General features: G+C 66.4%; 10 protein-coding genes. 9 read left to right on the top strand and 1 reads right to left on the bottom strand.

Annotated elements, in window-relative coordinates:
- Positions 1–5: 5 nt before the first annotated feature.
- Positions 6–1,805, bottom strand: coding sequence for a type VI secretion system Vgr family protein (locus tag C7I84_RS19160; RefSeq protein ID WP_165816133.1), 1,800 nt, complete (start codon positions 1,803–1,805; stop codon positions 6–8).
- Between the two features lie 307 nt (positions 1,806–2,112).
- On the opposite strand from C7I84_RS19160, the gene C7I84_RS19165 reads away from it, so the two are divergent.
- The 9 genes from C7I84_RS19165 to tssH all read left to right on the top strand — a co-directional run bounded on the left by C7I84_RS19165 (position 2,113) and on the right by tssH (position 13,162).
- Entirely contained in the window at positions 2,113–2,637 is a 525-nt protein-coding gene (locus C7I84_RS19165) for an OmpA family protein (protein ID WP_106773824.1), read from the top strand.
- Positions 2,638–2,737: 100 nt separating this feature from the next.
- Positions 2,738–4,054, top strand: coding sequence for a type VI secretion system protein TssA (locus tag C7I84_RS19170; RefSeq protein ID WP_106773825.1), 1,317 nt, complete (start codon positions 2,738–2,740; stop codon positions 4,052–4,054).
- A 78-nt stretch (positions 4,055–4,132) separates the two neighbouring features.
- Positions 4,133–4,672 (top strand): type VI secretion system contractile sheath small subunit, encoded by a 540-nt coding sequence (gene tssB / locus C7I84_RS19175; RefSeq protein WP_106773826.1) that lies wholly within the window; start codon positions 4,133–4,135, stop codon positions 4,670–4,672.
- A gap of 36 nt (positions 4,673–4,708) precedes the next feature.
- On the top strand, positions 4,709–6,205 hold the full coding sequence (gene tssC / locus C7I84_RS19180; protein ID WP_106773827.1) for a type VI secretion system contractile sheath large subunit: 1,497 nt from the start codon (positions 4,709–4,711) through the stop codon (positions 6,203–6,205).
- A gap of 86 nt (positions 6,206–6,291) precedes the next feature.
- Complete coding sequence (locus C7I84_RS19185) at positions 6,292–6,780, top strand: Hcp family type VI secretion system effector (RefSeq protein ID WP_106773828.1); 489 nt, start codon at positions 6,292–6,294, stop codon at positions 6,778–6,780.
- Between the two features lie 104 nt (positions 6,781–6,884).
- On the top strand, positions 6,885–7,433 hold the full coding sequence (gene tssE, locus C7I84_RS19190; protein WP_106773829.1) for a type VI secretion system baseplate subunit TssE: 549 nt from the start codon (positions 6,885–6,887) through the stop codon (positions 7,431–7,433).
- A 7-nt stretch (positions 7,434–7,440) separates the two neighbouring features.
- Entirely contained in the window at positions 7,441–9,393 is a 1,953-nt protein-coding gene (tssF, locus tag C7I84_RS19195; protein WP_106773830.1) for a type VI secretion system baseplate subunit TssF, read from the top strand.
- Positions 9,390–10,421, top strand: coding sequence for a type VI secretion system baseplate subunit TssG (gene tssG / locus C7I84_RS19200; protein WP_106773831.1), 1,032 nt, complete (start codon positions 9,390–9,392; stop codon positions 10,419–10,421). The genes tssF and tssG overlap by 4 nt, the downstream gene beginning before the upstream one ends.
- Complete coding sequence (tssH, locus tag C7I84_RS19205; protein WP_106773832.1) at positions 10,418–13,162, top strand: type VI secretion system ATPase TssH; 2,745 nt, start codon at positions 10,418–10,420, stop codon at positions 13,160–13,162. The genes tssG and tssH overlap by 4 nt, the downstream gene beginning before the upstream one ends.
- Positions 13,163–13,282: the final 120 nt, after the last annotated feature.

Genomic DNA, 13,282 nt, shown 5'->3' on the forward strand with positions numbered 1-13,282 from the left:
CCGGCTCAGTTGATCTTCACGATGGTGCCATTGATGATCATCATGGCGCCGGCGTCGTGCTGCGACAGGAGCTTGGAATCGGTCTTGAACTGCATGGTGGTGCTGATCTCGACATTGGGGGATTCGATCTTGATCGACATCGGGTCCATCGTGATCGTGCTCTTGCCGCAGGTGATAGTGATCTTGGCCCCCGCCTTGATCAGCAGCTCGTTGGTCACGTCGAGCGTGTCGTTGTTCTTGACCTTGGTCTTGCGGTCGTTCTTGACCAGCCGCCGCTCGTCATTGCCGACGGTGGAATCGAGATCCTTCTGGGCATGGAAGCGCACCAGCTCCGAACCCTTGGAATCGTCCATGACGAACTCGTTGTAGCCGCCACCGCCAGTGGTCGAATTGGTCTTCCAGCCGGCGATGTTCTTGGCGCCGGGCAAGCCGAAGGGCGGCATGTTCTCGCCATTGTAGACGCTGGCGACGACGATCGGCTGGTCGGGGTCGCCCTCGAGGAAGTCGACGATGACCTCGTGACCGACGCGCGGCGTGAAGATCGCTCCCCAGTTCTGGCCGGCCGACACCTGGGCGACGCGCACGCGGCGCGACTGGTCGCCCTTGCGGTCCCAGTGGAAGCGCACGAGGATGCGGCCATACTTGTCGCAGTCGATCTCGCCCTCGCCCACCACCTTCGCCGTCTGCGGCCCGCGGATACAGGGCTTCGGCGAGGTCATGGCGGGCGCGAAGGGCTGATCGGCGCGCATGAATTCGTAGACGCCCGTGTAGACCTGGTCGCCGCCGCTGCCCGACCGGTAGGCCTGCCCGTCGAACCGGTGCGAGGCCATGAGCACGAGATATTGCTGGTTCTGCCCGTCGTCGGGATGGCCGGTGAGATCGACCAGCGAGCCGGGATAGAGCGTGGCGCAATCGCCCTCGGCGTGAAAATGGCTGTCCTCGGCGCGCCGCATGTCGAGCTGCACCTGGGCGTAGTCCGTGCCGTCCGACTGGCTGACGTAACGCCCGGGAAAGACGAAGCTCTCGAGCTTGCCCTGCTCGTATCCGGCGTCGCCCGTCTTTTCCGCCTTCATGTTGGCCGAGGGCTTCTTGAAGTCGTAGTCGGTCATGGCGACCTTGCCGGTCGTGAACCTGCGCTCGGGGCGCCACAGCGACAGGTGCTCGGTGTCGCGGTTGTGCTGCGCGTCGATCGCGATGAAGGGGCGCGAGGCGCGCGGCACGGGCTTGTAGGCGGAGACGCTGTCGCCCATGACCAGCTTGTGGGCGCCGGCGGAATGGCGGAAATGATAGCTTATGCCGTGCTCCTCCATGAGCCGGCAGACGAAATCCATGTCGCTTTCGCAGTACTGCGCGCAATATTCGAGGGTCGGATAATTGCGCGACAGCGCCGGCTGGAAATCGGCCAGGCCGCCATGCTCGCCGAATATGCGCTCGACGATCTGCGGCGCGGTCAGGTCGTGGAAGATCAGCGCGTTGACCCGCTTGGACAGCAGCCAGAGCCACGGCCGCAGGATCAACTCGTAACGATTGCCTTCGGCGCGCGTGCCGAGCCAGCGCGCCTCCGCCAGCATGCCGTCGAAGATGCGCTCGCCGCCGTCCACCGTCCGCAGGGTGACCGTGCAATGCCGGGCGATCGCCTCGTCGAAGCCGAGGATCTTCTTGTCCGTGTTGATCGCCTCGACGCGGAACTCGAACAGCTGGCTGAGCCTCTCGGTCGCCTCGAAGCCCGTCAGCAGCAGCCGATCCTTGCCGAGCGGCGTTTCGAGCCTGCCGATGCGCCGATCTTGCGTATAGGGGCTAGCCATCGCAGCGCCTTCTCCCTGAAGCCGGCGCTCCGGCATGCGGCCGCGCGCCATGGCCCGCTCGACCACCGGGGCAGCCGGCGGGGCACCGACGATAGGGCGGCTTCATTTCCGGCCGATGTCTTGGCGCCGGTCGTTCGTATCCATGGATATCCATGCCCGCACCTCCGGGAGCCCGGCGTCTTTCTTCCGGATCGCTGATAAAAATCTCTACCGCAAGTTACGGTGTCGGTTTCGTTGACACAATCCCGCGCCAATTCTATCCTTTTCGCCTGAAGATCGTGTTTTCGCCAGAAGGAGTGAAGATACCATGCGCAAGGCAATATTTGCGTCGGTGCTCGCGGTTACTGGCTTGTCCGGGCTGGACTTCGCGGCAGCCGACCCAAACCTGACATCGGAGCAGATCGTCAAGCATTTCGTCGACGAGACAGACCTCGGGGCCAAACGCGGACTGTGTATCGGTACAACCGAGGAATGCAGCAGGGATCAGCCGGCGCCTGCCGGACTGGACATGCTGATCAACTTCGACCTCGACTCCGCCGAGCTCACCGAGCAGGCCCGCGCCAACCTCGACGAATTCGCCAAGGCGCTGAAGGACGACAGGCTGCGTTCGGCCACCTTCGTCGTCGAGGGCTATACGGACGCCTCCGGCGACGAGGGCTACAACGACCGGCTGTCGGAACGGCGCGCACAGGCGGTGACCGCCTTCCTGCTCGCCAACGGCATCCAGCTCGAGAAGGTGGAGGCGGCGGGACGGGGCGAGAGCAATCCGCGCGTCGCCGATCCGTACGATCCCGTCAACCGGCGCGTCGAGATGCGAATCAAAATCCAGTAACGGCGGCGCGTCGTGCCGACACCAAGCTGATACGCAAGGTGCGGTAAAGTTCCGATCGGGCGTCCGGCCTCCGGACGTCTGATTTGAGACCAAGGCCGCCATGCGATTTGACAGCCTTCTCACTCCCGTCTCGGAGAGCGCGCCCTGCGGGCCCGATCTCGACGAGATCGGCGACGACCAGTACCTCAACTACGTGCTGGGGGCCGACAACCGGATGCCGGGTCGGTACCTGGACTCGGAGACGGGAACGCCGTTCGACCGGACGAGCATCGACCTCAAGGCCGAGACGAAGGCGATCGGCGGCTTCCTGGAGCAGTCGCGCGACCTGCGCCTGCTGACGCTGGAGGCGCGCCTGCAGGCGCTCGCTGGCCAGATCGCCGGCTTCTGCGACTGCGTCCAGGCGATCGCCGCCCTGCTCGACCAGTTCTGGGACGAGGTGCATCCGAAGGGTTTCGACGGCGACTTCACGCTGCGCCAGAACACCGTCGCCGTGCTCGAGGACCGCACCACGGTCGTGCTGCCGCTGCAATACGCGCCGCTCGTCCGCGACCAGCGTGCGGGGACGATCAGCCTGCGCGACCACGCGGTGGCGACCGGAACGGCGGCGCGCGAGGGCGAGCGCGTGCTCGACGTCAACCAGATCATGGAGACGCTGCGCAGCGAGGCGCACCGCGCCGAGATCGACGCGCTGCACGCCTCGCTGTCGTCCGCCAGGAAGGCGGTGGCGACGATCCGCTCGGCCTTCGACGAAGGCACCAACTATCAATATTCGCCGGATTTCGAGCTGCTCTCGGGCGTGCTCGGCCAGTTGCTCGCGCTGATCGAGGGCGCGCGCCCCGATCTCGGCGGCGCCAACGGCCATGCCGTCACCGAGGCCGCGCCGGACGGTTCGGCCGAGATCATCGCCATCGGCGCGGTGCCCGCGGCCGCGCCGGCGAAGGCCGCGGCGGTGGCCATCGGCGATCACGCCGCGGCGGCGGCGGCGCTGCTGGCCGCCGAGCGGTATTTCGGCCGGGCCGAGCCGTCTTCGCCGGCGCTCATCCTGGTCCACCAGGCGCGCCTGCTGGTTGGCAAGCCGCTGGTCGCGGCGATCGAGGCGCTGATGCCCGACAATGCCGAATACGCCTCCATCGTCGTCGACGCCGCTTCCGGCTTCGAGCTGAACATGGCCAAGATGCGGGCGATCACCGACGATTTCGCGGCCGCTGCCGAGGAGCCGGCGGCGGGGAGCGAGACGATTTTTTCCGCCGGGACACGCGCCGAGGCCGCCGCGCTGCTCGCCGGCGTCGCCACCTATTTCCGGTCGGTCGAGGCGTCCAGCCCGATCCCCATGCTGCTCGGCCGCGCGGAGCGCTTCATGAGCCAGAGCTTCCAGTCGATCATCGCGGAACTCCTTCCAAAGAAGAACTCCGAATGACCCAAGTCGTTTCCCGGAATCCGTTTGACAAGCCGCGAACAATTCGTGTTCCATTCCGAATTAAAGAGGAGATGAGCAATGTCTGACAGCGGGCAGAAATTCATAAAGCGCAATCGTCCTCCTCGCGTGCAAATATCCTACGAGGACCCTTACAACGCCGAGAAGCAAGTCGAGCTTCCTTTCGTTATGGGAATACTTTCAGACCTGTCCGGTAATGCATCGAAGGTCAGCAAGCCTCCCATGGCCGAACGGAAATTCTCCAACGTCGACATGGACAATTTCGATGACTACATGGCGAGCGTCGAGCCGGCCGTGTCGTTCCGGGTCGCCAATAGGCTGGGCGGCGACGGAAACGAGCAGCTCGGCGTCAATCTCACCTTCAAGCGGATGGACGATTTCACGCCCGGCATGATCGCCAGGCAGATCCCCGCCCTGCGGGCGCTGCTGGAGGCGCGCGAGCAGCTCGCGAACCTGCAGCGCTACATGGACGGCAAGGTGGCCGCGGAGGATCAGATCAAGCGGCTGCTCGCCGACCCGCAGATGATGCAGGCGCTGAAGGAGCGGCGCGATGCGACGGCCATGACCGGCGCGGCCGACGAAGCTGAAGGCAACGCATAACGCCGCTGCGGCGGAACAACAGGCGAGGCAAACACAGTGGCTACCGAACTTTCCCCGGAAAAGGCCGCAATCGGCGGCACCGCCCTTCAGGAAATCGACGATTTCTCGGCCCTCCTGAAGCAGAGCTTCAAACCGCGCAGCGAGCGTGCGGCCACCGAGGTCGAGAACGCCGTCAACACGCTGGTCCAGCAGGCGCTGGCCGATTCCAGCCTGATCAAGGACGACGTGCTCGACACGCTCGACGAGATGATCGCGCGGCTCGACGAAAAGCTCAGCGCACAGGTCAACGAGATCCTGCACAACGAGACGTTCCAGCAGATCGAAAGCGCCTGGCGCGGGCTGCACTACATCGTCTTCAACTCCGAGACGGACGCGACCCTGAAGCTGCGCGTCATGAACGTCTCCAAGCAGGAACTCTACCGCGACCTGCGCCTCTATCCCGATGCCAAATGGGACCAGAGCCCGCTGTTCAAGGCGGTCTACGAACAGGAGTTCGGCACGCTCGGCGGCCATCCCTTCGGCTGCATCATCGGCGATTACCATTTCGACCATTCGGCGGTCGACATCCGGCTGCTGCGCGATCTCGGCAAGGTCGCCGCCGCGGCGCACGCGCCGCTGATCTCGGGCGCGGCGCCATCGCTGATGGGCATGGATTCCTGGACGGAGCTGATGAACCCGCGCGACCTCAGCAAGGTCTTCGACACGCCCGACTATGCGGCGTGGAAGTCGCTGCGCGATTCGGAGAACTCCCGCTATGTCGGGCTGTGCATGCCGCGCGTGCTCGCCCGCGAGCCCTATGGCGCGAAGTCGCTGCCGGTCGAGGAATTCGCCTTCGAGGAGCAGACGGACGGACATTCGGGACAGAAATACGCCTGGATGAACGCCGCCTATGCCATGGCCGCCAACATCAACCGCGCCTACAAGGAATATGGCTGGACGGTGCGTATCCGCGGCGTCCAGTCGGGCGGCGAGGTCATCAACCTGCCGACGCACACCTTCCCCACCGACGACGGCAGCGTCGACCTGAAATGCCCGACGGAAATCGCCATCACCGACCGCCGCGAGAACGAGCTGTCGCGGTCGGGACTGCTGCCGCTGATCCATCGCAAGAACACCGACAAGGCAGCCTTCATCGGCGCGCAGTCGCTGTACCGGCCGAAGAAATACGACAAGGAGGAAGCAACCGCCGCCGACAATCTGTCGGCGCGCATCCCCTACATGTTCGCGATATCGCGCTTCAGCCACTATCTCAAATGCATGGTGCGCGACCAGATCGGCGAGACCAAGGAGCGCGACGAACTGGAAGGCTGGCTGCAAAGCTGGATAAACCAGTATGTCGACGCCGACCCGGCCAACTCGACGGTCCAGACGAAAGCGCGCAAGCCGCTTGCGGCCGCCCGCGTGGACGTTTTCGAAGATGCGGAGAACCCCGGTTTTTACGGGGCACGGTTCTATCTACGCCCGCATTTCCAACTGGAAGGAATGGATATCGGCATGAGCCTGGTTTCCCGGCTGCCCGCAAAGGCAGGGTGACCATACGACCTCGGCCGAATCCAGAGAGCATCGACACCATGTGAACGGCGTTTAAAGGCCGCCGTTTCCCTGTCAGGAGGACTGCAATGGCGCAAGACATGTTTATCAAGATCGGGACCCTCAAGGGCGAGGCCCAGGACGATCAATTTCCTGCCTGGGTGGACGTGCTTGCATGGTCGCTCGGCGGCGCGCAGAGCGGCACCGCCCACCAGGGCGGCGGCATGGGCGGCGGCAAGGTGAGCTTGCAGGACTTTTCCTTCACCAAGTACACCGACGTCCTCTCGCCGAAGATCTGGGGCCACATGTGCGACGGCAAGCACTTCCCGACCGTCGAATTCAAGGCCCGCAAGGCCGGCGGCAAACCCTTCGTCTATCTCGAGATCAAGATGGAGGACGCGATCGTCACCAGCGTGTCGACCGGCGGCAGCGGCGGCGAGGACCGGACGACCGAGAACGTCACCTTCAACTTCAAGAAGTACACGATCAAGTACAATCAGCAGTCGAAGAGAGGCGATCTCGAAGTCTCCGACGAGTACTGGTACGACATGGCCAAGAGCAAGGGCTCGATGGCCTAGCCCTTCGGCGACGGCGTTTGCCAAGGCCGTTTTCTCCCGGGCTGCCGTCTTGGCGGCAGCCCGGGTTTCCGCACGCGATGCCGCCCTGATGATGCGGATGCCCCATGCGAAAAGCCAGAGGTGACAGGCAGTACCAGGCGCCGCTGATGTCGGCGTTCCGCGACGCTTTCGAGGCGCGCGACGCCAAGGACAGCCGCGTGCGCATCGTCGACGGCGAACGGGTCATCGAAGGCCGCCTTCCGCGCCAGCGCCGCGGCGACGAGCCGGCGCTGAAGCGCGACCTGTCGATCGACCTGGTGGCGCTGCTGAACACCATCAACCTCGCCTCGACCGTGCCGCTCGAGACGCTCCACTACGTCAGCGATTCGGTGCTCAACTACGGCCTGCCGGACATCACCCACCTGACCAGCGAGGAGGCCGGCGTCGACGCCATCCGCGACCAGCTGGTCCACGCGCTCTCGACCTACGAGCCGCGCATCATCGCCGACACCATCCATGTCGACAAGGAGGTGCGCACCAACGAGATCGATCAGCGGGTGCAGTTCACGGTCTCCTGCGAGATGGCCTGCACGCCGGTCGACGTTCCCGTCACCTTCGTCGCCGAGCTGGAAGTCAGCTCCGGCAAGGTCAACGTCATGCGACTTCCGACATAGGCCGGCCATGAACCGTGACTTCCTCGACCTCTATCAGCTGGAGTTGAAGCAGCTCTACGAGAAGTCGCGCCAGTTCGCCGAGGAATATCCCGGCGTGGCGCGCCGGCTCGGCGGGCTTATCGAGGACAAGATGGACCCCGGCATCGCCGGCCTGCTGGAGGGCGCCGCCTTCATGGCGGCGCGCGTCCAACTCAAGATCAGGAGCGAATTCTCCGAATTCACCTCGGCGCTGCTCGACCAGGTGCTGCCGGACTATCTGGCGCCGATCCCGTCGGCAGCGCTGGTCGAGGTCTCGCCGTCCTTCGACGATGCCAATCTCCGGAACGGCATCCGCTTCGACGCGGGCTCCGCCGTCGACGCCGTCTATGTCGAGCAGCAGAAACGGATCTCCTGCCGCTTCCGCCTGTGCAATCCGCTTGCGATCTGGCCGCTGCACCTGGAGGCGGCGCAGTATTTCGCGGCACCCCCGCCGCTGCAGGCGCTCGGGCTGGAGATCCTGCCGGGCGTCACGGCCGGGCTGCGGCTCGGCTTCCGCTGCAGGACCACCAAGCTGGAGGACGACAAGCCGGGCGTCGCCCCGCCGGGCGCGCCGGTGAGCGAGCTTTCGCTCGACGCGCTGCCGATCCGCCTGGTCGGCACCGCGGTCGATGCGGTAGCCCTCTACGAGCAGCTCTTCGCCAACTGCCGGCGGATCACGCTGCGCTATCTCGACGAGTTCGGCGACCCGCATTTCGTGCCGCTGCCGCCGGAGGCGCTGCGCCAGATCGGCTTCGAGGCGGACGATTCGCTGTTCGGCCAGAACGGCCGGGTCTTCCAGGGATTTTCGCTGCTGCGCGACTTCTTCGCCTTCCCGCAGCACTTCCTCGGCTTCCGGCTCGAAGGGCTGCGCCGGGCGCTCGCGCAGGTCAGGGCGATTGCGTTCGACCTGTTGTTCGAATTCGACGCGGCGGTGCCGCGGCTGGCCTCAGTAGTGCGGCCGCAGAGCTTCTCCCTCTACAGCGCCACCATCGCCAACCTGTTCGAGATGCAGTGCAGCCGCGTGCCGATCCGCCGCAACGAGGCGGAGCACCATGTGGTCGCCGACCGGAGCCACTGGCTGGACTACGAAATCTGCAGCGTGCTCGACGTCTTCGCCCACTACAGCGGCAGCAGCGACAAGGTGCGCGTGTTTCCGCTCTACAGCCTGCCGACCGACAACACGCCGCTCGGCGAGGCCTTATCCTACACGGTGCGGCGGCTGCCGCGGCGCGAGACCATCCAGGAGCAGCGGGTCGGGGCGCGCACCGGCTATGTCGGCTCGGAAGTGTTCCTGTCGCTGCGCGAACCCGTCGACATCGACGAGACGGAGCGGGTGCGCGAGCTGAGCGTGCGGGCGCTCGTCTCCAACCGCCATCTCACCGAGCAGCTGCCGGTGGGCGAGGCAGGCACCGATTTCCATCTCGTCGACAACACGTCGCTGCCGCTCAGATGCCTCGCCGGCCCGACGGCACCGCGCGAATCCGTGCTCACGCTGGAGCGGCGGCAGCGCGGCGGCACGCCGCCCGGCACGATCGCCTGGAGGCTGGTCAACCTGCTGGCGCTCAACCATCTCGGCCTCACCGACCGCAATCCGCAGGACCGCGCCGGCGGGTTGCGCGAACTGCTCGGCCTGTTCGCCGACCTCTCCGACGTCGTCACCGAGCGGCGCATCCGCGGCATCCTCGGCGTGTCGAGCCGGCCGATCATAAGGCGGCTGCGGCAGGCCAACGGCTTCAACGCGGCGCGTGGCGTCGAGATCACCGTCAGGTTCGACGAGCGCGCCTTCGAGGGCAACGGCATCATGCTGCTGGGCGCGGCGCTCGACCGCTTCTTCGCCGAATACACCTCGATCAACAGCTTTACCGAGACGGTGATCGAATCGGCGCAGCGCGGCATCGTCAAGCGCTGGCCGCCGCGCGCCGGCAACGGCGAGCCGCTATGAGCTACCGCGACGGCCTGCGCGCCGACCCCCACGGCTTCGACTTCTTCGCCGCCCTGCGCGAGCTGGAGCGCTCGGCTCCGGACAAGCCGCGCATCGGCGAGAACAGCGTGCTGGCGGAGGAGATCGTCAGCCTCGGCCAGGACCCGTTCCTCGACTTCCCGGGTTCCAACCTCACCGGCTACGAGGACGTTTCCGGGCGGGCGCGCATCAGGACGCGCTTCCTCGGCTATTTCGGCCCGCAGGGCGCGCTGCCGCTCAGCACCACGGCCGACGCCCAGCACTGGTCGTCGCAGCACGATCCCTCCTTCGTCCACTTCACCGACATCTTCGCCAACCGTTTCCTGCAGCTGTTCTTCCGCGCCTGGGCGGACGCCCGGCCGATCGCCCAGGCCGACCGTCCGGATGCCGACCGCTTCATCCGCTATGTCGGCGCCTTCACCGGAACGGGATCGGACGCCTTCCTCGACCGCGACCGCGTCGCCGACGTCGCCAAGGTCTCCTTCGCCGGCCTGACCGGGTCGCGGATCAAGAGCGCGGTGCGGCTGCGGCAACTGATCGAAGGCATCCTTCAGGTCGTGGCGGAGATCGAGGAGCGGGTCGGGAGCTGGCTGGTGTTCGAGCCGTCCGACCAGATGGCGCTCGGCGCCCGCCATTCCGGCCTGGGCGTCGATGCGGCGCTCGGCGTGCGCGCCTATTCCATCAACGACAAGATCCGTCTGCGCATCACCGCAAAAAGCCTCGATCAGTACCGCCGGCTGCTGCCGGCCGGCGACCTCTCGGAGATCCTCGCCGACCTGATCTTCCACTATCTCGGCCACCGCTTCGACTTCGACGTGGAGCTGGGACTGGCCGCCGAGCTGGCGCCGCCGGTCAGGCTCGGCGTGTCGGGCGAGCTCGGCTGGACGTCCTGGATGGCGCCGATGAAACCGGACGAGCCGGGAAAGACCTACCTGCGCGATGCGCGCTTCGATCCGATGGAGCGGCGGCGCGATGCCGCCGCCAGGAACCAGGCCGGGAGGACGCCATGAGCGACATCAGCCTCGAAACGGTGACCGGAAAGCTCAACCGCGTCGGCTACGACGCCTTCATGCAGGCGCTGCGCCAGGCCAAGGGCGCCGGCAACCGCAATGTCGAGCTCGCCCACTGGCTGCAGCACATCCTGGCAAACGACCGCTCCGACATTTCGCTCACCGCCGACCATTACAAGCTCGACCGGGCGAAGCTGCACAAGGACATCGCCGACGCCGTCGCCGGGCTGCGCAAGAACGAGACCGAGATGCCGGGCATCGCCAACCAGATAACCGACGTGCTCGACCGCGGCTGGCACTACGCCACCCTTTATTTCGGCGAGACGCAGATCCGCACCGGCCACCTGCTGCTCGCCGCCTGCAAGTCGCTGGAGCTGCGCCGCGCGCTGCAGCAACTGTCGAAGCAGCTCGCCCAGATCAACGCCGACATGCTCGCGGCCGAGGCGCGCCGCATCTGGGCGCAGTCGGACGAGGAGAATCTTCGGCCGATGGACGGCTCCGGGCTGACGGCGCGGCCGGTGGGAGCGGCGGCGGGCGACACGCCGGTGGCGCGCGGCACAACGGCGCTCGACCGCTTCTCCGTCGACATGACGGCGGCGGCCGCCTCCGGCAAGATGGACCCGGTGGTCGGCCGCGACGACGAGATCCGCCAGATCATCGACGTGCTGATGCGGCGGCGCCAGAACAACCCGATCCTCACCGGCGAGGCGGGCGTCGGCAAGACGGCGGTGGTGGAAGGGTTTGCCCAGCGGCTCGCCGACGGCGACGTGCCACCGCAGCTCGAGGGGGTGCGGCTGTGCGCGCTCGACATCGGCCTGATGCAGGCCGGCGCCTCGATGAAGGGCGAGTTCGAGCAGCGCCTGCGCTCGGTCATCGACGAGGTGCAGGCCTCGCCGGCGCCTATCATCCTGTTCATCGACGAGGCGCATACGCTGATCGGCGCCGGCGGCGCGCAAGGCACCGGCGACGCCGCCAACCTGCTGAAGCCGGCGCTGGCCCGCGGCACGCTGAGGACCATCGGCGCCACCACCTGGGCCGAATACCGGCAGTATTTCGAGAAGGATCCGGCGCTGACCCGGCGCTTCCAGCCGGTCAATGTCGACGAGCCTTCGATCGACAAATGCGCCACCATGCTGCGCGGCATCCTCGCGCCGATGGAGAAGCACCACGGCGTGCGCATCTCCGATGCGGCGGTGGAGGCGGCGGTGGCGCTGTCGGCGCGCTACATCCCGGCGCGCCAGCTTCCCGACAAGGCGGTGAGCCTGCTCGACACGGCCTGCGCGCGGGTCGCCATCAGCCAGTCGACGACGCCGGCGGCGGTCGCCGACCTGAAGGCGGCGATCGAGGCGAAACGCCGGGCGCTCGCAGCGCAGGAGCGCGAGAGCGAGCTCGGCCGAACCGACGACGAGCGCATCGCCGAGCTCAAATCGGAGATCAAGGATACCGAGGAGAAGCTGGCGGCGCTGGAAGCCGATTTCGCGCGGGAGAAGGCGATCGTCGGCGAGATCATGGCGCTGCGGAAGGCGATTGCGGTTTCGCCCGCGCCGGAGGGCGCCGCTGATGCGTCCGCGGCCTCCGCCAACGACAATGCCGAGACGGCACCCGCCTCGATTCCATCCGGAGGCACCGACACCGGCGGCGGGATCATCGCGGCGGGCGGAGCGAAGGCGGAGCTGGGCGGCAAGCTCGCCGAACTCGACGGGATCGGCCCGGACAGCCGCATGATCTACGCGCATGTCGACGAGCCGGCGGTCGCCTCCGTGGTCTCCGACTGGACCGGCATCCCGGTCGGCCGCATGGTCAAGGACGAGGTCGAGACGGTGCTGCAGCTTGCCGAGATCATGGGCCGGCGCGTGGTCGGGCAGGATCACGGCCTGAAGATGATCGCCAAGCGCATCGAGACCAACCGCGCCAAGCTCGACAATCCCAACAAGCCGATCGGCGTGTTCATGCTGTGCGGGCCCTCCGGCGTCGGCAAGACCGAGACGGCGCTGGCGCTGGCGGAATCGCTCTATGGCGGCGAGCAGAACATGATCACCATCAACATGAGCGAGTTCCAGGAGGCGCACACGGTCTCGGCGTTGAAGGGCGCGCCGCCCGGCTATGTCGGCTATGGCGAGGGCGGGCGGCTGACCGAGGCGGTGCGGCGAAAACCCTATAGCGTGGTGCTGCTCGACGAGGTCGAGAAGGCGCATCCGGACGTGCACGAGCTGTTCTTCCAGGTGTTCGACAAGGGCCAGATGGAGGATGGCACAGGCCGGCGCATCGACTTCAAGAACACGCTGATCATCCTCACCTCCAATGTCGGCACCGAGGTGATCATGAAGATGGCCGAGGAGGGCAGGACGCGGCCGGACCCGGAAACGCTGAACCAGGCGCTGCGCCCGTCGCTGCTCCAGGTGTTTCCGCCGGCGCTGCTCGGGCGGCTTGTTACAATCCCGTATTTCCCGTTGTCCGGCGAGATGCTCGGCGGCATCGTCCGGTTACAACTCGACCGCATAAAAAGACGGATCGCCGAGAACCACGACGCCGCCTTCACCTACTCGGACGCGGTCGTCGAGCATATCGTCTCGCAGTGCAAGGACCCGGATTCGGGCGGGCGCATGATCGACAACATCATCACCAACACGTTGCTGCCCGAGCTCTCGCGGCATTTCCTCAACCGCGCGATGGAGAAACTGGAGATTTCACGCGCCGCCGTCGACATCAAGGACGGCGCGTTCGCCTACGAGGTCGGGTGAGGGCTCTACCCAGCCAGGGATAGAGCCGGGGCAAGTCATCCCACTCCGAAATGCCGACCGGTGCGGCCCGCCGCTCCGGAACGGAAGCGTCTGGGCGCGGCCCGCCGGGTGCGGTCCGCG

It is taken from the genome of Kumtagia ephedrae (assembly GCF_003012745.1).
GTDB lineage: Bacteria > Pseudomonadota > Alphaproteobacteria > Rhizobiales > Rhizobiaceae > Kumtagia > Kumtagia ephedrae.

Bases quoted from the DNA above. Each gene is read 5' to 3' on its own strand.
- C7I84_RS19160 (WP_165816133.1), bottom strand. From the start codon at position 1,805: ATGGCTAGCCCCTATACGCAAGATCGGCGCATCGGCAGGCTCGAAACG.
- tssF (WP_106773830.1), top strand. From the start codon at position 7,441: ATGAACCGTGACTTCCTCGACCTCTATCAGCTGGAGTTGAAGCAGCTC.
- tssH (WP_106773832.1), top strand. From the start codon at position 10,418: ATGAGCGACATCAGCCTCGAAACGGTGACCGGAAAGCTCAACCGCGTC.
- C7I84_RS19170 (WP_106773825.1), top strand. From the start codon at position 2,738: ATGCGATTTGACAGCCTTCTCACTCCCGTCTCGGAGAGCGCGCCCTGC.
- tssG (WP_106773831.1), top strand. From the start codon at position 9,390: ATGAGCTACCGCGACGGCCTGCGCGCCGACCCCCACGGCTTCGACTTC.
- C7I84_RS19185 (WP_106773828.1), top strand. From the start codon at position 6,292: ATGGCGCAAGACATGTTTATCAAGATCGGGACCCTCAAGGGCGAGGCC.
- tssE (WP_106773829.1), top strand. From the start codon at position 6,885: ATGCGAAAAGCCAGAGGTGACAGGCAGTACCAGGCGCCGCTGATGTCG.
- tssB (WP_106773826.1), top strand. From the start codon at position 4,133: ATGTCTGACAGCGGGCAGAAATTCATAAAGCGCAATCGTCCTCCTCGC.
- C7I84_RS19165 (WP_106773824.1), top strand. From the start codon at position 2,113: ATGCGCAAGGCAATATTTGCGTCGGTGCTCGCGGTTACTGGCTTGTCC.